The organism is Marinovum sp. E3 (assembly GCF_055755275.1).
Map to the genome: position 1 here is coordinate 968,383 of NZ_CM146908.1, position 23,529 is coordinate 991,911.

Annotated in this window: 24 protein-coding genes; 12 read left to right on the forward strand and 12 right to left on the reverse strand. The window is 65.1% G+C overall.

Annotated elements, in window-relative coordinates; genetic code table 11:
* The first annotated feature begins 128 nt into the window (after positions 1–128).
* The 4 genes from AC0J5K_RS04770 (at position 129) to dctP (ending at position 3,946) form a co-directional block, all read left to right on the forward strand.
* Complete coding sequence (locus AC0J5K_RS04770; RefSeq protein ID WP_274564769.1) at positions 129–914, forward strand: SDR family NAD(P)-dependent oxidoreductase; 786 nt, start codon at positions 129–131, stop codon at positions 912–914.
* Between the two features lie 47 nt (positions 915–961).
* On the forward strand, positions 962–1,504 hold the full coding sequence (locus tag AC0J5K_RS04775; protein ID WP_048530427.1) for a TRAP transporter small permease: 543 nt from the start codon (positions 962–964) through the stop codon (positions 1,502–1,504).
* Positions 1,505–1,573: 69 nt separating this feature from the next.
* Positions 1,574–2,860 (forward strand): TRAP transporter large permease, encoded by a 1,287-nt coding sequence (locus AC0J5K_RS04780; protein ID WP_048530429.1) that lies wholly within the window; start codon positions 1,574–1,576, stop codon positions 2,858–2,860.
* A gap of 33 nt (positions 2,861–2,893) precedes the next feature.
* Positions 2,894–3,946 (forward strand): TRAP transporter substrate-binding protein DctP, encoded by a 1,053-nt coding sequence (gene dctP / locus AC0J5K_RS04785; RefSeq protein ID WP_274564776.1) that lies wholly within the window; start codon positions 2,894–2,896, stop codon positions 3,944–3,946.
* 38 nt (positions 3,947–3,984) lie between these two features.
* On the opposite strand, the gene AC0J5K_RS04790 is transcribed toward dctP, so the two are convergent.
* Complete coding sequence (locus AC0J5K_RS04790; protein ID WP_048530436.1) at positions 3,985–4,350, reverse strand: winged helix-turn-helix transcriptional regulator; 366 nt, start codon at positions 4,348–4,350, stop codon at positions 3,985–3,987.
* 153 nt (positions 4,351–4,503) lie between these two features.
* On the opposite strand from AC0J5K_RS04790, the gene AC0J5K_RS04795 reads away from it, so the two are divergent.
* The 6 genes from AC0J5K_RS04795 to AC0J5K_RS04820 all read left to right on the forward strand — a co-directional run bounded on the left by AC0J5K_RS04795 (position 4,504) and on the right by AC0J5K_RS04820 (position 11,100).
* The gene (locus AC0J5K_RS04795) at positions 4,504–5,232 is read left to right on the forward strand and encodes an SDR family NAD(P)-dependent oxidoreductase (protein ID WP_274564779.1); all 729 of its coding nucleotides are present in this window, start codon (positions 4,504–4,506) and stop codon (positions 5,230–5,232) included.
* 197 nt (positions 5,233–5,429) lie between these two features.
* Complete coding sequence (locus AC0J5K_RS04800; protein ID WP_074834717.1) at positions 5,430–6,377, forward strand: tripartite tricarboxylate transporter substrate binding protein; 948 nt, start codon at positions 5,430–5,432, stop codon at positions 6,375–6,377.
* A gap of 96 nt (positions 6,378–6,473) precedes the next feature.
* On the forward strand, positions 6,474–8,042 hold the full coding sequence (locus AC0J5K_RS04805) for a sulfatase family protein (protein WP_274564783.1): 1,569 nt from the start codon (positions 6,474–6,476) through the stop codon (positions 8,040–8,042).
* A 25-nt stretch (positions 8,043–8,067) separates the two neighbouring features.
* A complete protein-coding gene (locus AC0J5K_RS04810) occupies positions 8,068–8,586 on the forward strand; it encodes a tripartite tricarboxylate transporter TctB family protein (protein ID WP_074834722.1) in 519 nt (172 codons plus the stop codon).
* 10 nt (positions 8,587–8,596) lie between these two features.
* Complete coding sequence (locus tag AC0J5K_RS04815) at positions 8,597–10,117, forward strand: tripartite tricarboxylate transporter permease (RefSeq protein WP_048530446.1); 1,521 nt, start codon at positions 8,597–8,599, stop codon at positions 10,115–10,117.
* Positions 10,118–10,182: 65 nt separating this feature from the next.
* The gene (locus tag AC0J5K_RS04820) at positions 10,183–11,100 is read left to right on the forward strand and encodes a LysR family transcriptional regulator (protein ID WP_048530447.1); all 918 of its coding nucleotides are present in this window, start codon (positions 10,183–10,185) and stop codon (positions 11,098–11,100) included.
* Positions 11,101–11,105: 5 nt separating this feature from the next.
* Here AC0J5K_RS04820 and AC0J5K_RS04825 read toward each other — a convergent pair whose 3' ends face one another.
* The 3 genes from AC0J5K_RS04825 to AC0J5K_RS04835 are packed head-to-tail and all read right to left on the reverse strand — an operon-like array spanning position 11,106 to position 14,775.
* The gene (locus tag AC0J5K_RS04825; RefSeq protein WP_274564786.1) at positions 11,106–12,236 is read right to left on the reverse strand and encodes a mandelate racemase/muconate lactonizing enzyme family protein; all 1,131 of its coding nucleotides are present in this window, start codon (positions 12,234–12,236) and stop codon (positions 11,106–11,108) included.
* Positions 12,237–12,250: 14 nt separating this feature from the next.
* Positions 12,251–13,855, reverse strand: a complete 1,605-nt coding sequence (locus AC0J5K_RS04830; RefSeq protein WP_074834726.1) for a GMC family oxidoreductase — start codon at positions 13,853–13,855, stop codon at positions 12,251–12,253.
* A gap of 38 nt (positions 13,856–13,893) precedes the next feature.
* Positions 13,894–14,775 carry a beta-keto acid cleavage family enzyme gene (locus AC0J5K_RS04835; protein ID WP_211568833.1) on the reverse strand — a complete coding sequence of 294 codons (882 nt, stop codon included), beginning with the start codon at positions 14,773–14,775 and terminating at the stop codon, positions 13,894–13,896.
* A 162-nt stretch (positions 14,776–14,937) separates the two neighbouring features.
* Here AC0J5K_RS04835 and AC0J5K_RS04840 point away from each other — a divergent pair, with 162 nt between their 5' ends.
* Complete coding sequence (locus tag AC0J5K_RS04840; protein ID WP_048530453.1) at positions 14,938–15,702, forward strand: SDR family NAD(P)-dependent oxidoreductase; 765 nt, start codon at positions 14,938–14,940, stop codon at positions 15,700–15,702.
* Between the two features lie 6 nt (positions 15,703–15,708).
* Here the strand turns inward: AC0J5K_RS04840 and AC0J5K_RS04845 are convergent, their stop codons facing one another.
* The 4 genes from AC0J5K_RS04845 to AC0J5K_RS04860 form a co-directional block, all read right to left on the reverse strand.
* Complete coding sequence (locus tag AC0J5K_RS04845) at positions 15,709–16,419, reverse strand: GntR family transcriptional regulator (RefSeq protein WP_048530454.1); 711 nt, start codon at positions 16,417–16,419, stop codon at positions 15,709–15,711.
* Between the two features lie 150 nt (positions 16,420–16,569).
* A complete protein-coding gene (locus AC0J5K_RS04850) occupies positions 16,570–17,100 on the reverse strand; it encodes a gamma carbonic anhydrase family protein (RefSeq protein WP_274564792.1) in 531 nt (176 codons plus the stop codon).
* A 79-nt stretch (positions 17,101–17,179) separates the two neighbouring features.
* The gene (locus tag AC0J5K_RS04855; RefSeq protein ID WP_274564794.1) at positions 17,180–18,178 is read right to left on the reverse strand and encodes an LLM class oxidoreductase; all 999 of its coding nucleotides are present in this window, start codon (positions 18,176–18,178) and stop codon (positions 17,180–17,182) included.
* A gap of 53 nt (positions 18,179–18,231) precedes the next feature.
* Positions 18,232–18,534: a DUF1330 domain-containing protein gene (locus AC0J5K_RS04860; RefSeq protein WP_048530462.1), complete on the reverse strand. Its 303-nt coding sequence runs from the start codon at positions 18,532–18,534 to the stop codon at positions 18,232–18,234.
* A gap of 151 nt (positions 18,535–18,685) precedes the next feature.
* Between AC0J5K_RS04860 and AC0J5K_RS04865 the strand changes: the two genes are divergently transcribed.
* Positions 18,686–19,591, forward strand: a complete 906-nt coding sequence (locus tag AC0J5K_RS04865) for a LysR family transcriptional regulator (RefSeq protein ID WP_274564800.1) — start codon at positions 18,686–18,688, stop codon at positions 19,589–19,591.
* A gap of 111 nt (positions 19,592–19,702) precedes the next feature.
* On the opposite strand, the gene AC0J5K_RS04870 is transcribed toward AC0J5K_RS04865, so the two are convergent.
* From AC0J5K_RS04870 to AC0J5K_RS04885, 4 genes are all read right to left on the reverse strand, one after another.
* The gene (locus AC0J5K_RS04870) at positions 19,703–20,689 is read right to left on the reverse strand and encodes a zinc-dependent alcohol dehydrogenase family protein (protein ID WP_274564801.1); all 987 of its coding nucleotides are present in this window, start codon (positions 20,687–20,689) and stop codon (positions 19,703–19,705) included.
* 231 nt (positions 20,690–20,920) lie between these two features.
* Complete coding sequence (locus AC0J5K_RS04875) at positions 20,921–21,016, reverse strand: DUF2474 domain-containing protein (protein ID WP_274564803.1); 96 nt, start codon at positions 21,014–21,016, stop codon at positions 20,921–20,923.
* Positions 21,016–22,035: a cytochrome d ubiquinol oxidase subunit II gene (gene cydB, locus AC0J5K_RS04880; RefSeq protein ID WP_274564805.1), complete on the reverse strand. Its 1,020-nt coding sequence runs from the start codon at positions 22,033–22,035 to the stop codon at positions 21,016–21,018. Before cydB ends, AC0J5K_RS04875 begins: the two co-directional genes overlap by 1 nt.
* Before the next feature lie 3 nt (positions 22,036–22,038).
* On the reverse strand, positions 22,039–23,463 hold the full coding sequence (locus AC0J5K_RS04885) for a cytochrome ubiquinol oxidase subunit I (protein ID WP_274564807.1): 1,425 nt from the start codon (positions 23,461–23,463) through the stop codon (positions 22,039–22,041).
* Positions 23,464–23,529 lie beyond the last annotated feature (66 nt).

A 23,529-nucleotide genomic window follows, 5' to 3' on the forward strand; every position in this document is an offset into this window, starting at 1 on the left:
TGTGGGTACTTGAGTTTTTTGCACCCGGCGCGGAAAACTCGCCGAAGGAAACGATTGCCCGCCGCGCGCGGCGGCACTGCCAGGGTCCGCCATGTCGCGCGGCCGAAGATGGCGAAAGGGAGGAACCGATGTCCGAAGACAAGCCGCTCGCCGGGAGAACCGCTGTGGTGACGGGGGCGGGCCGAGGGCTCGGCCGGTCGATTGCGCTCTATTTCGCCCGCGCCGGGGCGGATCTGGCGATTTGCTCGCGCACACTGGCCGAGCTTGAAGCGGTGAAAGCCGAGGTCGAGGCCTGTGGCGTGCGGTGCCTCCTCGGAGCCGTCGATCTTTCGGATCAGGAGGTCACAGCGGCGTTCTGCGATCAGGTCATTGCCGGGTTCGGCTGCGTTGACCTGCTGGTCAACAACGCCGGAGCCGAAGTGGAAACCGGGCGCATCGAAGAGTCCGATCCGGCGAACTGGTGGAAGACCATCGAGATCAATCTGCGGGGCCCCTACATGGTGACGCGCTTCCTTCTGCCGGGGATGTCGGATGGCGCCAAGATCATCAATGTGACCTCGGGCATGGGCAAGCGCGCGGGCAATGCCAACAGCGCTTATCACGTGTCCAAGGCGGCGATGAACATGTTCACCGATGCCCTGGCAAACGAGCTCTGGCCGCGCCGGATCGACGTCAACAACCTGATTCCCGGGCCGGTGGCGACCAGCATGCTCAACAAGGACAAGCCCGGCGACCGGCGCACCCCGCCGGAGGAGGTGCTGGAGCGGTTTGCCGAGGCCCTGCCGCCGGGATTCCCGGAATGGGAACGGCTGAAGCATCCCGATGAGGTCGGCGAACTGGCACTTTACATGGCGACGCGGCCAATCGGCGGGCCAACCGGTCAGAGCTTTTCGCTCGCGCGGCGGCCGCTGTGAGCCTTGCGGGGCGTCTCGATACCGGGCGGGGCCCGTGGGAGGACAGGATGACAGCTCTGACACGCGGTCTCGACCGGATCAACAGGACGATCTGCAAGCTGTTGCGATGGCTGACCATTTTCCTGATGGCGGCGATCACCCTGAATGTCTTTGCCGGTGTCTTCTGGCGCTACGTGGTGAACAGCTCGCTGCCCTGGTACGAGGAGGCCGGCAAATACATGATGTTCTGGCTGGTCTTCGTGGCGGCGCCGATCGTGCTGAAAAACCGCGGCCAGATCGCGCTCGATATCCTGCCGAACCTGCTGCCGCCGCGGCTGCGGAACCTGAACTACCTGATCATCTATGCGGTGGTCTTCGGGCTGATGTGTGTCTTTGTCTGGCAGGGCTATTCCATCGCCTGGATCGCGCGCAAGCAACAGCCTTCGTCCTTCGAGCTGTCGTTTTTCTGGATCTATTTCGCCATCCCCTTCGGGAGCGCGATTATGGCTCTGATATCGCTCGAGTTTCTGCTGAAGGCCCTGCATGGGATCTTCAGGCCCGACGCGGTCGACCTCGAGCCGGGCAACATGATCGACAATTCACTGACGTGAGGCCGCACAGCCCCGTTTGACGTACGCAAGACCGCAGCCGCTGCGGGCTCTTGGGAGGAGACTTGCACCATGCCTTTGACGTTCTTCTGGGTCTTTCTGGTCCTCATGGCTGCCGGGATACCGATTGTCTTTGCCCTGGCGGCCGGGCCGCTGGCGGGCTTCCTGCTGGCCGATCAGGCGACCTTCATGAAGATGCTGCCGCAGCGCATGTTCGGGGGGATCGCGCAATTCCCGATCCTCGCCATCCCGCTGTTCATTCTGGCCGGCGAGGTGATGAATGTCTCGGGCATCACCAAGAGCCTGGTGCATTTCGCCAATGTGCTGATCGGCCATGTCCGGGCCGGGCTGGCACAGGCCAATATCGTGGCCTCGATCATGTTCGCGGGCCTCTCGGGCTCGGCCGTGGCCGACACTTCGGCGCTGGGGTCGATCTTCATTCCGGCGATGGAGAAGGACGGCTATTCCCGCCCCTTCGCCGCCGCCGTCACCGCCGCCAGCTCGGTCATCGGGCCGATCATCCCGCCTTCGATCATCATGGTGATCTATGCCTATGTCATGAACGTCTCGGTCGCGGCGCTGTTTCTGGCCGGCATCGTGCCCGGGGTCATGGTGGGCGCGGGCCTGATGATCGTCACCGCGATCATCGGCAAGCGCCGCGACTACCCCAAGGCCCATCGCCGCGCCACCACGGGCGAGGTCTGGACCGCGTTCAAACCGGCCTTCTTGCCGCTGCTGACCCCGGTCATCATTCTCGGCGGCATCGTCTCGGGTATCGTCACGCCGACCGAGGCGGCGGGGGCGGCGGTGTTCTATGCGCTGGTGCTGTCGATGCTGATCACCCGCACCGTCAAGCCGGCGGATCTGGTGGGCATCTTCTACCGCACCGGGCTGGTGTCCTCCTCGATCCTGCTGATCGTCGGCTCGGCCACGATCTTTGGCTGGGCGGCCACCGTGTCGGGCGTGCCGCAGGCGCTGGGCAAGATGCTCTTTACCATCACCGAAAATCCGTTCCTGCTGCTGCTCCTGGTCAATATCCTGCTTCTGTTCATCGGCATGTTCCTCGATGCCGTGCCCGCGATCCTGATCCTCGGACCGATCTTTGCCCCGGCGCTGGCCCAGGTGGGCGTCGACCCGGTGCATTTTGCCATCATCATGTGCGTCAACGTCACCGTGGGCCTGGTGACGCCGCCGATGGGCATGATCCTCTTTGTTGCCTCCGGTCTGACCCGCACCGGCATCGAGGTCATCTCGCGCGAACTCTGGCCCTATCTCGCCGTGCATTTCCTGGTGATCGTCCTGATCTCGATGATCCCGGCACTGACGCTGACCATTCCGAAACTCTTCGGCTTTCTCTGAGCCGGCCCCACCAGACAAAAGGGAGGACCTATCATGTCTGTCACATCAAAACTCACAAATGCCGCGATCGGGCTAAGCAGCGCCATCGCGCTGGCATCCGCCGCGCAAGCCGCGGAATACACGTTAAAAATCGGGCATGTCTCCGCCGTCACCCAACCGCTGTCGACCTGCGCCGAAGTGATGAAATCGCACGTCGAGCGCTACTCCGGCGGCCGCATCGAGGTCCAGCATTATCCGGCCGGGCAACTCGGCAACTTCCGCGAAAACGTCGAGGCGGTGCAATTCGGCACGTTGGAAATGACCCTGACGTCGGGCGGCGGCATTGCCAATTTCTTTGGCCCAATTCAGGCTTTTGATATCCCCTACCTTTTTGCCAACGATCAGGTGATGGACAAGGTCATGGCCGATCGCGAGCTGACCGAGAGGCTGCGCGCCGATGTGCTGGAAGCGACCGGTTCGGTGCGGCTGATGGGAATGACCGGCGGCGTCGGCTGGCGCGACTTTTTCACCAATGTGCCGGTGAAGACCGCGGCCGATCTGCAAGGCATCAAGATGCGCACGGTGGAATCGCCGGTGTCGATGGAATTTGCAAGCGCGCTCGGCATGAATCCGACGCCGGTGCCCTGGCCCGAGCTCTACACCTCGCTGGCGACCGGCGTGGTCAACGGGACCAAGAACGCGCTGTCCGACGTGGTCGATACCAGCCTCAACGACTATGTCAAATATGCGGTCGCCGACCACCACACCCACAACCTGATCTTCTGGTGGATGTCCGACACCTGGCTGCAATCGCTGCCGGCAGACCTGCAAGCGGTCGTGGCCGATGGCTTCCACGAATTGACCAAGACCTGCAATGGCTTGCCCGGTGCTCTTTATCTCGAAAAATACCAGAAGTTCGTCGACTCCGGCGGCGAGGTGCATATCCCCTCCGAAGAGGAAAAGGCCACCTTCCTGCCGGGCCAGCAGCCGGTGATCGACTGGTTCGTCGATAAATACAGCAGCGAATATTACGACCTCGTGCAGGCCGCGGTAGACCGCGCCAATGCCGAGATCGCGGCCGAACGCGCCAGCTTTACCGGCCAATGATCACCGTGCCAGCCCTGCGGCCGCGGGGCTGGCGCCGATCAGGCCGCGTCGTCGGGGTGGGCCTGCGCCTCTTCGGACAGTTTGCGGGCCTTGAAGGCAATGCCCCATTCCCGCATCACCGAAAGCACCGGCTCCAGGGACCGCCCGAACTCGGTCAGCTCGTATTCCACCCGCGGCGGAACCTCGGCATAGACATGCCGCCTGATTACCCCGTCGGCCTCGAGCTCGCGCAGTTGCAGGGTCACCATCCGCTGGGTCGCGTTGGGCATGTTGCGGCACAGCTCGCCGAAACGCAGCCGCCCGACCAGCAGGTTGCACAGGATCACCGGCTTCCAGCGGCCGCCAATGACGCTGAGCGTCGCCTCGACATTGCTGCCGGTTCGCCAATCGTATTTCCGCGCCATCACACACCTCGTCACGCCCATGTATCGACTGGCCCGGCCTAAGCCGCGCGCGGCACGGGGTCAATTGATCGCACCGCGCGCGAAAATCGTACCATCCGCGAAAGCCGCGCAGCGCCAGGCCGCGACTGCGGCAATCCAGCAAAGGAACAGCACATGAACCGCCTCGACACCAAGGTCGCCCTCATCACCGGCGGGGCAAACGGGCAGGGGGCGATCGAAGCCGAACTGTTCATCGAAGCCGGCGCCAGTGTCGTCATCACCGATATCAATGACGGGGCGGGCGCCGCCACCGCCGACCGGCTCGGCCCGCGCTGCACCTTCGTGCAGCATGATGTCAGCTCGGAAGAGGATTGGGCCCGCGTGGTGCAGACCACGCTCGACCTGCACGGCCGGATCGACGTGCTGGTCAACAACGCCGGCATCTTCCGGGTGCTGACGCTCGAGGACACCGATCTCCGGGCCTGGGATCAGACCGTGGCGATCAACCAGACCGGCGTGTTTCTGGGCATGCGGGCGGTGGCCCCGGCGATGAAGCGGCAGAAGGCGGGCAGCATCGTCAATATCTCGTCGATTGCCGGGCTGACCTCGGCCAAAGCGCATGCCTATTGCGCAACGAAATGGGCGGTGCGGGGCATGTCCAAGGCGGCGGCGGTCGAACTTGGGCCGTCCAACGTCCGGGTGAACTCGGTGCATCCGGGCTTCATCGATACGCCGATGCTGGATGGTCACGGCGTCCCGCGCGAAGAGCTCATCGCCAGGGTGCCGATGGGCCGCACCGCCGAGGTGATCGAAGTGGCGCGGGTCGTGCTGTTTCTGGCGTCGGACGATTCCAGCTATTGCAGCGGCCATGAATTCGTCGTCGACGGCGCGATCAAGGCCTGATCGCCCGCCGCGGCCCTGTTCTCGGCCGCCCGCTCCCCAACCGGGTCGAGGACAGGTCTCGTGCGCCCATGTTGCGGGATGGAGATCGCAGATACATTCCCGTTGGATATGTATTCCGCCCAGATGTTATTGGATCGGCAAGTATTGACCGCTTAGAACGGTGGCAAGCCGAGATATACGCAAGGGAGGAATTTCGTATGATCAAAGGTCTCTTCACCACCGCCGCCACCGCGCTTGCGCTGTCGGTTTCGGCGGCCGGCCCCGCCGCCGCCCAAGCCTACCCGGAAAAGCCGATCAAGGTCATCGTGCCCTTTGCCGCTGGCGGCCAGGGCGACGTGAAGGCGCGTCTGGTGATCCAGCGGATCGAGGAAATGGACCTGCTGGAACAGCCGATGGTTGTCGTCAACGTGCCCGGCGGCGCCGCCACTATCGGCATCCGCCAGGCCAGGGATGCCGATCCCGATGGCTATACGCTGCTTTATATCCACCAGACGATGATGACCGCCGAGCTGATGGGCACGCTGGATTTCAAATACAGCGAGATGGTGCCGGTGGCCGAGACCAACTTTTCCTGCCTGATGACGGCGACCGCCGAAGGTTCGGGGATAGCCGACGTCCAGGACTGGATCGACCAGACGAGGGCCGCGCCCGGCGGCGTCAAGGAGGCCACCTTGGTGGGTAGCATCGCGCATTTCACCACCGAGATGTTTGCCAATGCCGCCGACATGAAGGTGGGCTATGTGAACGCCGGCGGCGGGGCGGACCGCATCGCCTCGATCCTCGGCAATCACACCAAGACCGCTGTCGTGGTGCCGACGCCGGTGACCCGCAATCCCAAGCTCAAGGGGCTGGTCTATTACGGCGAGGCGCGCCATGGCGATCTTCCCGATGTGCCGACCGCGAAAGAGCTGGGCCATGATGTCGTCTCCTGCCTCGACAACATCTGGTATGCGCCGGCGGGCACCCCCGATGAGGTGGTCGAAACCCTAGCCGGCGCCTTCGAGCAGGTGACCAGCGACCCGCAGTTCGCGACCACCATCGAGGCCAAGGGCGACGAGGTGAAATTCCTCGCCGGTGAGGCGCTCGACGCGCATCTGGCAGCCATCTACGAGGATCTCTCCGCCGTCGCCGACAGCCTCAGGTAACCCCTTTGCCAATGCCTGCCGGTCCGGGATCGGCAGGCCCCTCTGCCTGCGTGGCCCCCCGGGGCCGCGCCCGCCTCCTATTTGCCGGAAGAGACCATGACCCGGAAGCCCAACTACCTGTTTATCGTGACCGATCAGCACCGCGCCGATCATCTTGGATGCTATGGCAACCCGGTGGTCAGGACGCCCAACATCGACGGCCTGGCAGACCGCGGCACACGGTTCGACCGGTTCTACGTCGCCAATCCGATCTGCATGTGCAACCGCGCCAGCATCCTGACTTCGCGGATGCCGAGCCTGCACGGCGGGCGGCACAACGGCATCCCGTTGTCGCTCGATGCGACGACCTTCGTCGATCTCCTGCGCGACAAGGGGTACAGCACCGCGCTGATCGGCAAATCGCATCTTCAGGGCATGACCGGTCTGCCCGCCACCGCCAAACGTCAGGTCAAGCCCGGGCTCGAGGAGGCCTCGGAGGAACTGCGCGAGGCCATCCGGCGCCAGCGTGCGGGGGAGCCTTACGAACAGGAAACCGCAACGCGCTGGCGGGACGATCCCGCGCATCAGGTCCGCACGCCGTTTTACGGCTTCGACCATGTGCAGATTGCCAATGATCACGCCGATCAGGTGACTGGCGACTACGAGGCCTGGTTGAAGAAAAATCACCCCGAGATCGCGGCCCTGCGCGGCAAGGAAAACGCGCAGCCCGACGACCGCTATTGCGCGCCGCAGGCCTGGCGGACGCAGGTGCCGGAAGAGCTGTATCCCACCTCCTGGATCGCTGGTGAATGCGAGCGATACATCAAGGAGCGCGCGGGCGAGGAGGATCCGTTCTTCCTGATGATGTCCTTTCCCGATCCGCACCATCCGTTCACCCCGCCGGGCAAATACTGGGACATGTATGATCCCGACGAGATCGAGCTGCCCAGCTCCTTCGGCAAGGGGGATATCCCGCCGATCCACAACCTGCGCCGGCAGTTGGCCGAAGCGCCCGAGACGCGGGTGGGCCAGGACCCCTTTGCCGTCACCGAACGCGAAGCTCGCGAGATCATTGCGCTGACCTATGGTGCGATCACCATGATCGACGACGCGGTGGGCCGCATCCTGAAGGTATTGGAAGAGCAGGGGCTGGCCGAGGATACCGTCGTTGTCTTCACGTCCGACCATGGCGATTACATGGGCGATCACGGCCTGATGCTGAAGCTACTGATGCATTACCAGGGACTGATCCGCGTGCCGTTCATCTGGGCCGATCCGCGCGATCCCGAGGCCCGCGGCGACGACGCGCTGCGCAGCGCCATCGACATCGGCCCGACCATCCTTGAGCGCGCCGGCATCCAGCCGTTCAACGGCTGCCAGGGGGTCAATGCGCTCGAGCCGGTCGCGCGGCAGGGGCTGATCGTGGAAGAGGACAGCCAGCGCCGGATGGCGGCCTTCGAACGGCCGCAGCGAATCCGCACCTATGTCGAAAAGGACTGGCGCATTACCCTGCGCTATGGCGAAGACTGGGACGAGATGTACGACCTGAAGAACGATCCCGACGAGGTGACAAACCTTTGGGGACAGCCGGAATATGCCGCAGAGCAGGCCCGGCTGGTGCACAACATGGTTGTCGAGATGATCAACCTGCAAGACCGCGCGCCTCTGCCGACCTGTCGGGCCTAGAGACCGTCGCGAGGGAGGAGCGAAAATGAATTTCCTGACAAAAGACCGCGGCGGCGAGGCGATTTGCCTGCTGCTGTTGCTGGCGACCGGCGTCGCCCTGCTGGTCGGGGCGGCGGCGCTGCCAGAGCCGATGTTCGACCCGCTGGGGCCGGCCGGCCTGCCACGCTACGTGGGATATCTGCTGCTGGTCTTGCTGGCGCTGCGTCTGGTGTCGCTGTTCCGCGAAAGCCGGGCGGCACCAGCCGCCGAAGCGGATGCCGCAAGCCCGGAGGCGCGCCGGCCTGCGGGCGCCGGCACGGGCGAAGGGCCGCAGAGGCTCCGTTTCGCCCTGGTGGCGCTGATCACGCTGGCCTACCTGACGGCGCTGACCGTTGGGGGGCTGTCCTTCACCTGGCTGACATTGGCCTTCCTCGCGGCGCTGGGCGCGGCGATGAGCGATCTCTCCGCGCGCAAGCTGATCATCGTGGGCGTCATTGCCGCCGTCATGAGCTTTGCCCTGACCTACACCTTCACCGACGTGCTGTCGGTGGTCCTGCCGGAATAGGAGCCACCTGATGCCCCTGCTTGATGCTTTTGTGAACGTCCTCGCCCCGGCGCCGATGTTCTTCATCTTCCTCGGCGTGCTCCTGGGCATTGTCGTCGGCGCCATCCCCGGACTTGGCGGCGCGATGCTGATCGCGCTTCTGCTGCCGGTCACCTTCTATATGGACTCGGTGCTGGCGCTGATGCTGCTGGTGTCGATCTACGTCGGTTCGGTCAGCGGCGGGCTGATCACCGCGATCATGCTCAAGATGCCCGGCACGCCCTCGGCGGTGATGACGGTGCTCGACGGCCATCCGATGGCGCAGCAGGGCCGGGCAGGCCGCGCGCTGTCGCTGGGCATCATGGCGTCCTTCGTGGGCGGCATCGTGTCGTGGCTCTTCCTGGCGCTGCTCTCGCCGCCGCTGGCGGATTTCGCGCTGAAATTCGGGCCCTACGAACTCTTTACCCTGGTCCTCATGGCGCTGGTGCTGATTGCCACGGTGGCCGAAGGCACGCTGGTCAAGGGCCTGCTGATCGCGTTGTTCGGCATGGCGGTGGCGATGGTCGGGCCGGATGCCTCGTCGGGCGTGATGCGGCTGACCTTCGGCGTCGACAGCTTTGCCGGCGGCTTTTCCCTGCTGCCGGTGCTGCTTGGCGTGTTTGTCATCAGCCAGATCATCGAAGACGTGCTGAAAAAGGAACTGCCGATCCAGCAGCAGGGCGGCAGGCTGACCGAATTCATGCCCTCGGCAGGCGACGTCAGAAAACATGGCCCCAACGCCGTCCGTTCCTCGCTGATCGGCACCTGGATCGGCGTGCTGCCCGGCGTCGGAAGCGCCATCGCCGCGATTGTCGCCTACACCACGACCAAGAGCTTTTCGAAACACCCCGAGACCTTCGGCACCGGCGAAGAGGCCGGGATCGTGGCGGCAGAGGCCTCCAATAACGCCTCGGTCAACGGTGCGCTGATCCCGCTGATCACGCTGGGCATTCCGGGCAGCGTCATCGACGCGATCCTGATCGGTGCGCTGGTGATCCACAATCTGCAACCCGGCCCGCTTCTCTTCACCAACTCGCCCGAAATCGCCTACGGCGTGATCGCGGCGGCGCTGGTGGCCAATTTCCTGATGGCGGCGCTGATGTTTGCCGGCGTCCGGCCGATCGCGCGGATCGCCACGATCTCGCGGGCCTATCTCTTTCCGACGATCATCGTCTGCTGTGTGATCGGCGTCTATTCGCTGTCGAACTCCATGTCGAGCGTCTGGGTGATGATGGTTTTTGGCGTGCTGGGCTTCCTGTTCCGCCGCGGCGGCTTTCCGGTGGGGCCGTTCGTGCTGGGCTATATCCTCGCGCCGCTGGCCGAGAAAGAGCTGCGCTCGGGCCTGATGCTCTATGACGGCAGCCTGATGCCGCTGGTGACGCGGCCGATCTCGCTGTTCTTTATCCTGCTGACGCTGGTGCTGGCGCTCTGGCCGCTGGTGCAGGCCCGGATCAAGGCGCGTCAGGCAACACGGTCAGGGGGCCACCAGGCCGCGCGGCCCGGCAGAGGATGACGCCCGGCGCCGGGCGGTGTAGCGTGACGCGGCATCCCAGCCCAAGCCGCAACCCGGACCCGCCCATGCAGATCGACCCCCGACACCTCATCCAGCTGGCCACCATCGTGCAATGCGGCTCTTTCGGCGCGGCGGCGGCCAAGCTGAACGTCGCACAGCCGGCGCTGAGCAAAAGCATGAAAAAGCTCGAGGAACGTCTCGGCGCGCCGATATTCGAGCGCATCGGGCGGCAGTCGGTGGCCACCGACTTGGGCACCACCTTCGCGCGCTTCGGGCTGATGATGCTGGCCGCCGAAGATCAGGCCCGCGCCTATGCGCAACATCTGTCCACCGGGCAGGCGGGCAGCCTGCTGATCGGAACGGCCCCTTCGCTGGCCGACAATCTGTTGGCGCCGATCCTCAGCGATTTCCTGGCCAGCCATGTCGGCTGTCGGGTCGAGCTTCGGGTCGGTCTCCTGGCCGAGCTCGAAACGCAATTGTCCACCGGGCAGGTCAACCTCGTGATCGGGCCGGCGCGTCCGCTGTCGGCCGATTTGCAGCTCGAGACCGAAACGCTGGCCGATGACATGCTGGGGATTGTCTGCCGCAAGGGCCATGCGCTGACCCGGCAGGCCGAGATCCTGCCGCGCGATCTCGAAGCGCAGCGCTGGGTGGCGCATTCCCGCGGCAGCTATCTCAGGATGCAGACCGAAGACGGGCTGGCCAAGTTCGGGGTCAGCTCTTTCGACATCGCGCTGGACACGGATTCGACCGAAACCGCCTACAAGGCGGTTGCCAAATCCGATCTGATCACCGTGATGCCGCGGCTGCCGACGGTGCTGTCCGGCCACAATGACGCCATCGAGTTCCTGCCGCTCGACAGCACCGCCTTTCAGCGCCCGATCGGCATCGTCCAGCGCGCCTCGCATCCGAGATCGAGCCTCGAACTGGCGTTCCTGCGCCAGCTCAGGCGCGCGGTGCAGCCCGCGGGCGGGGCCGGCTGACCGGTTTATCCGAAGGCCGCGTCCAGCGCCGCGACATCGACCCCGAGGCCGGGCGTGTCGGCCAGCGTGACCCAGCCATCGCGGAGTGCGAGCGGGAAGACCGCGTCGCGAAAGGCGTTCTCGTTGGCGTCGCATTCAAGCAATCCCGGCCCGCCCGCCGCCGCCAGAAGATGCGCCGAGGCCGCCAGCGCGATGCCGCCGCCCAGCGAATGCGGGCAATAGGTCAGGCCGTTGGCCACCACCGCCCGCGCTACCGGCAGACCTTCGGTAAAGCCGCCCCATTTGGCAATGTCGGGCTGCACGAAATCCAGCCATTTGCCGCGTGTGGCATCGTCATATTCCTTGCGGCTCAGGAAATTCTCGCCACCGGCAATCGGCACCGAGGTCTCAGACTTGAGCATGTGCCAGGCCGCCGGCGGCACATCCACCGGCATCGGCTCTTCGATCCAGCGCGGCGCGTGACCTTCGATCCAGCGCAGGGCGCGGCCGGCCTCTTCCGGCGACCAGCCCTGGTTGGCGTCGAGCAGAAAGCTTTCGCCCGGCCTCAGGTCGCCGGCCACCGCCGCGACGTTGGCTTGGTCGGTCACGTCGCCGAAGCCGACCTTGACCTTGAAATGCCGGTGCCCAACGGCGCGGGCGCGGGCGACCGTTTCGAGGACGCCGACCGGGTTGATGCCGCTGGCATAGGCCGGGATGCGCGACCGCTCGGCCCCCAGGATCGCATGCAGCGGCGCCCCCAGGCGTTTGCCGATCATGTCCCAGATGGCGATGTCGACCCCGGCGATGGCCTGCGCGATCGGCCCCGGCTCGCCGGTTTGCAGCCGCAGGATGCGCAGCCGCTCGGTCATCGCCGCGTAACAGGCCTGCGGGCTGGCGAAATCGGTGCCGGTGATCCGCGGTGCGATCTCGGTCTCGATCAGCCGGAGGCGGTGCTCGGCGCCACAGACCGGAAAGTTGCACCAGACCTCGCCGTAACCCTGCACGCCGGCCGCATCCGTGACCCGGACAAGAAGCGTCGGGCGGTCGTGCATCACGCCAAACGAGGTGCGCACCGGCGTGGAAATCGGCGTCCGCACCAATCGGGCCTCGATGGCGGTCAGGTTCAGGCGCATGTCCTTGGTTGTCATATCGGTCATCTCTTGTCCGTCCCTCATGCGCCGCGCGCGTCTTCCAGGATCATGTCGCTGGCCTTTTCTCCGATCATCACCGCCGGCGCATTGGTGTTGCCCGACACGATCTCGGGCATGATCGAACAATCGACGACGCGCAGGCCCGCGATGCCCTGCACGCGCAGCCGCGCATCGACCACCGCCCCCCTGTCGGTGCCCATCCTGCATGTTCCGGCGGGATGGTAAACCGTCGTCGAATTGTCCCGCACCCAGGCAAGCGCCGCGGTGTCATCGCTCAGGTCGAGATCGAAGGGCGGGCGGAATTCCTCGGAGATATCCGCCGCCAGCGCGCGCTGCCGCGCAATCCTGCGCGAGATGCGCACGCCCGCCACGGTGCGGCGGCAATCGTCTTCGGTGGCAAGGTAGTTGGGCTGAATCCTCGGCGCCTGCATCGGGTCCGGCCCGGCCAGCGCGATCTCGCCCCTGCTGGTCGGGCGCAGCACGCAGACCGTCGCGGTAAAGGCCGAAAACGGATGCACCCCCTCGGCCGGGCTGTCGGCGGACCAGGGGTTGATGTGGAACTGGATGTCGGGGGTGGCCTCCTCCGGCGCACTGCGCAGGAAGCCGGCCACCATGCTGGCGCCCATGGTCATCGGGCCATTGCGGCGCAGGCCGTAGCGCATCGCCGTCCTGGCCTTGGCAAACAGACTGCGCACCTCGTCGTTCACCGTGGTGGTGCGGGTCTTGAAGGTGGTGCGGGCCTGAAGGTGATCCTGAAGGTTCTTGCCCACCCCCGGCAGATCGTGGTTCGGCGCCACGCCCGCCTTGCGCAGTTCGGCGCCGTCGCCGATGCCCGACAGCATCAGGATCTGCGGCGAGCCGATGGCGCCCGAGGACAGGATGACCTCGCGCCGGGCCCTGAGAATGCGGGCCTCGCCGGCCTCGTCGGTGATCTCGACCCCCACCGCGCGTTTGCCCTCCAGCACCACCTTGCGCACCTGCGCGCGCGTCAGGATGCGCAGGTTGGGCCGGTGCTTCACCGGTCTGAGATAGGCCACGGCGGTGCTGCACCGGCGGCCATTGCGGGTGGTAAGCTGATAATAGCCCACGCCTTCCTGCGTCGCGCCGTTGATGTCGTCATTCGCCGGATAGCCTGCCTGCCGCGCCGCGCTGATCCAGGCGTCACAGATCGGATGCCGGTAGCGCGGGTCCGAGACCCCCAGCGGCCCGGTCGCCCCGTGCAGCGCGTCTTCGCCGCGTTCATTGCCTTCGGAGCGCTTGAAATACGGCAGGACATCGTCCCAGCCCCAGCCAGGATTGCCCATCTGCCGCCAGCGGTCGTAATCCTGCGGCTGGCCGCGCACATACAGCAGCCCGTTCAGCGCCGAGGATCCGCCCAGCACCTTGCCGCGCGGCCAGTTGACCACCTTGCGATTGAGCCCGGGCACCGGCTCGGTCTTGTAACACCAGTCATAGCCGGGGTTGTTCATGGTCTTGAAATACCCGGCAGGCACGTGGATCCAGGGGTATCTGTCGCGCCCGCCGGCCTCGATCAAGAGCACCCGGTTGCGTGGGTCGGCGCTGAGCCGGTTGGCCAGAACGCAGCCGGAAGACCCCGCGCCGACAATGATGAAATCCGCGTCCATGCGATCTCCCGAAGCTGTCATGTCTGGGCCTGCGCGGCTCAAAGCTGCGGCAGCCCGAGAATCTCGCGCGCCTCGGCCGGCGTGGCCATGCTGCCGCCCAGAGATTCCACGATGCTGACGCCCTTTTCGACAAGTTGCGCGTTGCTTTTGCACAATTCGCCCCGGTCGATATAGACCGTGTCTTCCATCCCGATGCGCACATGCCCGCCCATCAGGTAGGACAGCGCCAACATGCGAAAGGCGTTCTTGCCGATGCCGAAGGCCGCCCATTCGCTGGCCTCGGGCAACTGCGAGATCAGGTAGGCCAGTGTCTGGTAATTCGCGGCAGCGCCGAAATTGATGCCCATGACAAACTGAAACATCGGCGGCGCCCTGAGAACGCCCCTGGCCAGGAAATCCTTGGCCATGTTGAGATCGCCGGAATCGAAGATCTCGATCTCGGGCTTGGTGCCGGCCGCATTGGCAATGTCGGCCATGATCTTCAGGGTGGGGGGCGTGTTGATCACTGTCCAGGTCTTGTTGACCATGGTGTTGAAATCCAGCGTGCAGATCTCGGGTCTCAGCGCCTTCACATGCGCCGCGCGCCGGGCCGGGTGGCACAGCGTGGTGCCGGGGCCGGCGACGCTGGGATCGTCCTCGCTTGGCACGAAGCGCTGGCCTTCGCCCGTGGTCAGGTTGATCACGATGTCCGAGCCGGCCTCGCGGATCCGGTCGACCACCTCGCGATAGAGGTCGAGGTCCATCGATCCCTTGGCGGTGTCAGGGTCGCGCACATGCATATGCGCGATGGCGGCGCCGGCCTGGCCGGCCTCCACGGCGGCCTGCGCGATCTCGGCCGGGGTCACGGGCAGGTTCTGGTTCTGCGCCGGCATGGTTCCGTTTCCGGTCACGGCGCAGGTCATGATGGTTTTCTTGGCCAAGGGTCGGGTCCTTTCCTCGCGTCGCGATTCGACGTGGTTTCGAAGGGTTAAAAATTTCTATTGTTATAAACTACTATATGTTTTAATGTTTGTCAAACATGGCAGACAGTCGGCGTGACGTGCCCCGTTTGGGGCCGCGCGCTTTGAACATTGGAGCAAATGATGGAAAATCGGACTGACACCGCCCGGACGGCACTGGTGACCGGGGGGGCCTCGGGCATCGGGCTGGCCTGTGTGACACAGCTTGCGCAACAGGGCGTCCGGGTCGCGATGAACCACCTCGAAGAAGATGCGCAGGGCCCGGAGCAGGTGGCGCGGCTACGTGCGCAGGGCCTCGACGTGATTGCGGCGCCGGGCAATGTCTCGATTCCCGGCGGTGCCGAGCGCATGGTGGAGGCCGCGATTGCCGCGCTTGGCGGGCTCGATTACCTGGTCAACAACGCCGGCATTTCCGGCACCCGAGATCCGATCCCGGCAACGGCGCTGGAGCAGATCGACGAAGACCTGTGGATGGCCCTGCTGAACACCAACCTGATTGGCGTCTTCCGTTGTGCCAAGGCCGCGGCGCCGGCTCTGCGCGCCTCGGGCGGGGCCATCGTCAACACCGCCTCGACCGCCGGGATGGGGCTGCAAGGCAGCAGCACGCCGTATGCGGCCAGCAAATCAGGTGTGGTCAGCGTGACCCGCTCGCTGGCGCGGGGGCTGGCGCCGGATGTGCGGGTCAACGCGGTGGCGCCGGGGCAGGTCGCCACGCCCTGGACGGCGAACTGGCCGCAGGCGCGCAAGCAGGCGGCGCTCGACAAGATGCTGATCAAGCGGCACGTACAAGCCGAGGACGTGGCGCAGACCATCGTCTACCTGCTGACCGGTGCGCCGATGATCACCGGCCAGACCATCGTGATCGACGGCGGGATGACGGTGTCCTGAGGCCGGTCAGGCCAGAAAATCGATGCGGAACTCCAGCGCGTCGCCGGGATAGATCAGGTCGCCGAAATAGATCAGCCGGTCGGCGTCGTCCTTGACCTTGCGGACCACTTTGAACACCGGCGAATTGACCTCGACCTGCAAACCCTCGGCCATCTCGAGATCGGCCGAGGCCAGCGCCACCGTCTGGGTGGCCGAGCCCAGCGCAATGCCGAGTTCCTTGAAGGCCGAGACGATCAGCTCTCGGTCGAATTTCTCCGGCGCATCCTGATAGATGTCCTTTCTCAGATGCACGTCCAGCATGCAGAACGGCTGGCCGCCCAACTCGTGCCGCCGTTTCAGTCGTTTGAAGGCGACGCCATCGATCACCACATCCTCGTCAAAGCTGGTGTCGGTGCTCAGCACGACCTCGAGCGGCATGTCCCCGCCCAGAAGCTGCGACAGGTCGGATTTGACGGAGAAGACCCGCCGCGGCTTGATTTCCACCTCTTTCACAAAGGTGCCCCGGCCCGAGGCGCGTTCGATCAGCCCCTCGTCGTCCAGCGTGTTCATCGCCTGGCGCACGGTCAGGCTGGTCACGCCAAAGACCTTGGCCAGTTCGGCCAGCGAGGGCAGGCGTTCGCCGCTTTTCAGATCACCGCTGAGGATCCGGCTGCGCAGCAGCGAGGCCACCTCGACGTGCAGGGGCACATTGGCCCGACGCATGGTTTGCAGGGACATGGGATCTGACCTCTCGAAATCGTCGAAACTTAGAAACCTATATAAGTCTATGTTCCAAGCTTCGGCAACCCCCGGAGGGCCTGTGATGATCCCTCATCTCCAGAGTTTCCATGGCGCTTCCCTCGCGTCCCGCGAGATCGCGAGCGCGGTTCAGTCGATCCCTCTGAGCTCGCGGGCAAACCGCCGCCAGTTCTGGACGTAGGCCTCGGCCGGCCGGCGCAGACCGGCGCGGCCCTCGTCGCCGAGCATTCGCACCACCTTGGCCGGGCTGCCCATGACCAGCGCGCCATCGGGGATGTCCTTGCCTTCGGTCACCAATGCGCCGGCACCGATCAGGCAGTTGCTGCCGATCCTGGCCCCGTTCAACACTGTCGCGCCCATGCCGATCAATGTGCCATCGCCGATGGTGCAGCCGTGAACGATGGCCCGGTGCCCGACCGTCACGCCGGCGCCGATCCTCACCGGAAAGCCCGGATCGGCGTGGATCATCACATGTTCCTGGATATTGCTGCCATCGCCGATGGTCAGCGGTTCCTTGTCGCCGCGCAGCACCGCGCCGAACCAGATGCCGACATCCCGGCCCAATCGCACATCGCCGATCACATGCGCCCCCGGCGCAATCCAGAAACTGCCGGGGCCCGGCGTTTGGGGCACGAGCTCGCCAAGAGCATAAAGGGGCATGGCCACTTACCTTTCAAGATGCGCGCGAGGGGCGCCGCAGAGGACAACTGTCATCTTGTAAAACGTATATATGTTTATATCAAGGGGGCGTACCGGGAGAGCCCGGCTCCGCATCGGCAAAGGCGGGCAGGACCTCTTGCGCCAGCGTCTGCATCGTGTCCTCGACGTCGGCGCCGTTGAACCGCAGGTTCAGCGCGACGTGGTTGATGCCAAGGCTCTGTACCTCTGACAGATACTGCCGCAGATAGCCGGTGCCGGAGCGAAAGCCGAGGTGGATCGGGCTCGGCGGCGCCCCGGCGTCCGCGACAAGATCGACATAAAGCGACTGCATCACCGGCCGGTCGGGCAGGCCCGCGGCGGCGATCCGGTGGCGATACTCGGCCACCACGCGGCCCTGGGCCACCGGATCGCGCGGATAGGTCATCCAGCCGTCGCCGTTGCGCGCCACCCAGTCCGGCGATTGCTGGCTGCCCCCGGTGATCAGCAGCGGCAGTTGGCCGCCAGCGGGCTTGGGCAGCATGTCGATCCCGCCGGACAGCGTACCGTGATCGGTGTCGCGGCGCGGATAGCTCTCGGCCATGGCCCTTATGTAATCGACGCTGTCGCGAAACCGCATGCCGCGGTCGGGAAAGCTCTTGTTCAGCGCCGGATATTCCTCGGGACGGTCGCCGGAGGCGACGCCAAGAAGCAGCCGTCCGCCGGAGAGAACATCCGCCGAGGCCGCCGCCTTGGCCACATGCGCGGGGTGGCGCAGCGGCAGGACGATGCTGGCCGCGCCAAGCGCGATGTCGCGGGTCGCGGTGGCCAGGGCGCCGAGATAGACAAAGGGGTCAAAGACCTGCCCGGCATCCCCGAAAGAAGGCACGTTGAACGGCACATCGCGCAGCCAGAGCGCCGAAAAGCCCAGCGCATCGGCCAGTTGCGCCCGTTCGATATGGCACGCCATGTTCGGCACCGCGCTATCCGCATAGGTCTCGAGCGGGACAACAAGGCCAAGGCTCAGCCGACCGGGGCGAAACACGGTGTTATAGGCGCGGTTGAGGCGCGGAAAGGCGGTTGTCGTGGTTTGGTCCAGCATGGTTTGCTCCTTCGGCAGGGGCGGCCCGGGCAGGCGGGGCCGCGCGGGGCCCCTCAGGCGAGGTCGTCCTGACCGGCGATCAGCCAGTGCAGGCTGGTCGATCCGGCATGGCGGTTGTCCAGGTGCGGGCGGTAATCCGGGTCGGCCATGAAATCCTTGGCGGCCTGTTCCGAGGGCCATTCGATCACGATGCGCAGCGCGGCATTGCGCGGGGCGCCTTCCAGTTGCTCGTGGCTGGTGGTGCGCGCCAGATATTTGCCGCCGTGTCTGGCCATGATCCGGGTCGCGGTGGGCAGGTAGTCGGGTATCCAAGCCTCGTTCGAGGGGGTCACTTCGAGAACGGAATAATGTGCCATGTCAGGTCTCCTTGATGCGATCGTCGAGGCGTGGCGCCGTGAGATGGTGGACTTGTCCGCCTGTGCCCCGTGTTGCCAATTTAACTCTTGCGAAATTCCGTAAAACCGGCAGATCTCGGATTTCATTTTTCGGAATGCGGATATAATCACCATGGACACCGACAATCTGCACCTCTTTGTCATGGCGGCCGAACGGCTCAACATCTCGGCCGCGGGGCGCGAGCTGGGCCTGGCCCCGGCGGTGGCGAGCGCGCGTCTGGCCAAGCTGGAACAGGAGCTCGGGACCGAGCTCCTGCGCCGCACCACCCGCAAGGTGTCGCTGTCTCTGGAGGGATCGGATTTCCTGCCCTACGCGCGCGAGATCCTGGCGCAGGCCGAGGCCGCAAAGGCGGTCCTTGGCGGCAGCGGGGCGGGGCCGAAAGGCACCCTTCGCTTTGCCGCGCCAAGCAGTTTCGCGCAATTGCACATCATGCCGCTGCTGCCGGCGTTCCACGCGGCCTACCCCGATCTCACGCTGGATCTGCGCCTGTCTGACACGCGGTTCGATGCCATCGAGGGCAGTTTCGATCTTGCCCTGCGCAGCGCGCCGCTGACTGACAGCAGCCTGAAGGGCCGCAAGCTTGCCGATGACACCCGCATTCTCTGCGCATCGCCCGGCTATCTTGCGGCGCAGGGCACGCCGGGGACGCCGGCCGAACTGGCAGGCCACAGGTTCATCGCCTGGAGCAATCTGGAACCGCGGGAGCTGATCAACCGGGCCGGCGATACCGCCGCCCTCGACCCGGCGGGGATGGTCTGCCGGGCCATCGTCGACGATGGCGATGCCCAACGCGAGGCGACGGTGACGGGCGCCGGCCTGTCGATCAACTCGCTCTGGAGCGTCGCGCATGAGATCGCCGCCGGCCGGCTTGTCCGGGTGCTGCCCGATTGGAAGATGAACGACCGATCCGTGCTCTGGCTGGTCTATCCCCGTTCAAATGTGCTGACGCCCAAGACGCGGATTTTCATGGATTTTCTGATCGGAAAGCTGGGCGGTCAGCCGGATTGGTCCGGCTGATACATCGGGCGGCGCTGCTCTCTGTCCGGCGCTGCCGAGCCCGGCGCAAAAGCGGAAAAGGAGCGCCGGAACCGAATTGGCCCCGGCGCCTCTGGTCATTGCAAGGCGGGATCAGACCTCGACAACGACCTTGCCGATGGCCGCGCCGCCGGTCAGCCGGGCGTAAGCGGCGCCGACTTCTTCAAGCCCGAAACGCTCGCTGTCCAGCTGCGGGGTCAGGGCGCCGGCATCGACGATCTCGGCCAGTTTCGCCAGCACCTCGCCATGCACCTCGCGGCCGGTGTCGTGCAGCATCGGCAGCAGCATGAAGATGATGTGCAGCGACAGCCCCTTGAAGTGCGCCGGCGTCAGGTCGATTTCCAGCAGGGCCACGGTCGACACCACCTGCGCGTTCAGCGCCGCCGCTTCGAAAGAGTTTGTCATGTTCGCGCCGCCGACTGCGTCAAAGATCACGTCGAAGCCGGCACCGCCGGTCCGGGCCGCGACGTAATCGACGACCTTCTCTTGCATGAAGTCGATCGGCGTCGCGCCAAATCCCTCGATCGCCGCCAACTGCGCCGCGCCGGTTCCGGTGGCCGAAACCTCGGCGCCGAGGTGTCGGGCCAACTGGATCGCCAGATGGCCGACGCCACCGGCGCCGCCTTGCACCAGAACCTTGTGCCCGGCTCTGACGCCTGCGCGTTGCACGCCTTCATAGGCCGTGATCCCGACCAGCGGCAGCGCCGCGGCCTCGCGCATCGAAAGCGTCTTTGGCTTGTGCGCGATCAGGCGGGCATCGGCCAGCATGTATTCGGCCAGCGCGCCCTGCAATTCGCCCAGACCTCCGGCGCAGCCATAGATTTCGTCGCCCACGGCAAAGCCGGTCACGCCGGCGCCGACCTCTTCGATGACGCCGGCGAAATCCATGCCCAGCACTGCGGGCAGGGCGGGCGACAGCGGCAGATCGGTGCCCATGGCCTTGATCATCGTGTCGATGGTGTTGACGCTGGTGGCATGGACGCGAAGCACCACGTGGCCCGGGGTGACGGCGGGGCGCGCGCGCTCGGCGGCTTCAAAGGGGGCGTCGGGACCATAGGCGGTGAGGGTCATGGCTTTCATCGGTGAACTCCTGTTGATGAAGGGCTGGCCCTCTATCTACACCTCGCTCGAAATTGATAAATCCGGGGATTTCTGGCTTCAGAATTCCGGTTTCGGATATAATCGCCGTGAAAGGAAAGGCGCGCGGCCGTCCGGCCCGATGCTTGGCGGGCTTGATCCGAACTTGCGCGGTCGGGGCTGCGGGCCCGACCTGTCCAAGCCCCTTTGCGCCTCCGGGGCAGCAGCGGCCGCCTACAAGAGCACCAGCCGCAACAGATAGGCGACGCTCACAACGGTGAGCACGCCGGCCAGCCAGAGCGCCACGAACCAGCCCAGTTTCCTCCACATCAGTGATATCCGTCTTCGGGGTCGAGCTTGCCGCGGAACACCCAATAGGCAAAGCCGGTATAAGCCAAGATGATCGGCACCAGCACGATGGCGCCGAAAAACATGAAAAGCTGGCTCTTGTAGGGGCTTGCGGCCTGCCAGATCGTGACTTCGGTCGGAATGATATAGGGCCAGATCGAAATGCCGAGGCCGACGAAGCACAGCAGGAACAGCAACACCACCATCAGCATCGGCAGCCAGTCGTGCCCGCCCTTGTACAGCGACCGCGCCAGGACATAGCCGATCAGCCCGGTCAGCAGCGGCACCGGCACAACAAAGAGGATCTGTGGAAACGACAGCCAGCGCATCCAGTAGGCTGCCTCCAGTGTCGGCGTCAGCGCGCTGACCAGCGCGATGAAGCCAAGCGACAGCAGGCCCGACAGTTGTGCGGCCTTTTTCACCCGTTGCTGCACCGCGCCCTCGAGCTTCCAGTTGAGCCAGCAGGCCCCCATCAGCGCATAGCCCGCCACCACCCCGAGCCCGACAACCAGGGTAAATGGCGTCAGCCAATCCCACCAGCCGCCGCCATAGGCGCGGCCGTCGATCTCGATCCCCTGCAAGAGCGTGCCGAGGACGATGCCCTGCATCAGCGCGGCGACGACGGAGCCGCAGATGAACGACATATCCCAGGCCCGGGCCGAGAAGCGGCGCTGCGAGCGCCAGCGGAACTCGAAGGCCACGCCGCGAAAAATCAGCGCCAGCAGCATCACGATGATCGGCACGTAGACCGCCGGCAGGATGATCGCATAGGCCAGCGGAAAGGCGGCAAACAGCCCGCCGCCGCCAAGGATCAGCCAGGTCTCGTTGCCGTCCCAGACCGGGGCGACCGAATTCATCATCAGATCGCGGTCGGACTTTTCCGGAAAGAAGGGATAGAGGATGCCGATGCCCAGGTCGAACCCGTCGAGAACGACATAGACGAAGGTGGCAAAGGCCAGAAGCAGGGCCCAGGCAATGGTGAGATCAAACGAGACTTCCATGGCTCAGGCCTCCTCTGCCGCTTCGCGCGTGCCAACTGGCGCCGAGGTCATGCCGGCGGTGCGGATCGGCCCGGCCTCGGATTCCACGCCGGTTTCGCCGAGAAGGGGCACCTTGCCCATCAGATGCAGCAGGTAGACCACGCCGGCGCCGAAAACGACGAAGTAGACGGCGACAAAGGCAAGCAGCGAGGCTCCGACGGCGCTGGCGGCGACCGGGGCCACGGCATCCGCGGTCAGCAACTCGCCATAGATGACGAAAGGCTGGCGCCCGACCTCGGTGGTGATCCAGCCCGCCGTCACCGCGATCAACCCCGAAGGGCCCATCACCAGCGCGACGCGGTGCAGCCACCGGTCGTCATGCAGCCGGCCGCGCAGCCGCGAGACCAGCGACCAGAGGCCGACAGCGGCCATCAGGACGCCGATGCCCACCATGATGCGAAAGCTCCAGAACACCACCCCCACCGGCGGCTCGAGCGCGTCAGGCACCGTGTCCAGCCCGTCCATCTCGGCGTCCCAGGACTTGCCCAGGATCGGCCCGCCGATCCTGGGGAGCGACAGTGCATAGCGCATCTCGCCGGCCGCCTGATCGGGAATGCCGAACAGGATCAGCGGCACGCCATCGTCGTAGCTCTCGAAATGGCCTTCCATGGCGAGCACCTTGGTCGGCTGATGCTCATATGTGTTCAGCCCCTGTTCGTGGCCGATGACGATCTGCAAGGGCGCGACGATCGCGGCCATCCACATCGCCATCGAGAACATGGTGCGCACGCCCTTGTTGTGGCTGTGATGGCGCAGCAGATGCCAGGCCCCGACGCCACCGACGACAAAGGCCGTGGTCAGATAGGCGGCGGTGATCGTATGCGCCAGGCGGTAGGGGAAGGAGGGGTTGAAGATGATCTGCCACCAGTCCTCGGGCAAATATTGCCCGGTGTTCGAGATCGAATAGCCCGCGGGCGTGTGCATCCAGCTGTTGACGCTGAGAATCCAGGTGGCCGAGATCGCCGTGCCGACCGCCACCATCACGCAGGCGAACATGTGCAGCCCGTCGCCGACCCGATTGCGGCCAAAGAGCATGATGCCGAGAAAGCCCGCCTCGAGAAAGAAGGCGGTCAGGATTTCATAGGCCATCAGCGGCCCGATCACCGGCCCGGCGCGATCCGAAAAGACCGACCAGTTGGTGCCGAACTGATATGACATCACGATCCCCGAGACGACCCCCATGGCAAAGGAGATCGCGAAGACCTTGATCCAGTATTCGAACAGCCGGAGATAGGTTTCGTGCCGTGTTTTCAGCCAGAGCGCATTCAGCACCGCCAGAAAGCTTGCCAGGCCGATGGTGAAGGCCGGAAAGATGAAGTGGAACGCAACCGTGAAGGCAAATTGCATCCGCGCCAGAAGCAGCGCGTCGAAACCCAGAAAAGTGTCCATGTACCCGTGACCCTGCGATGACTGCCGTTGATACCCGATACCGGTAACGTAGGTCTCCGGACCTAT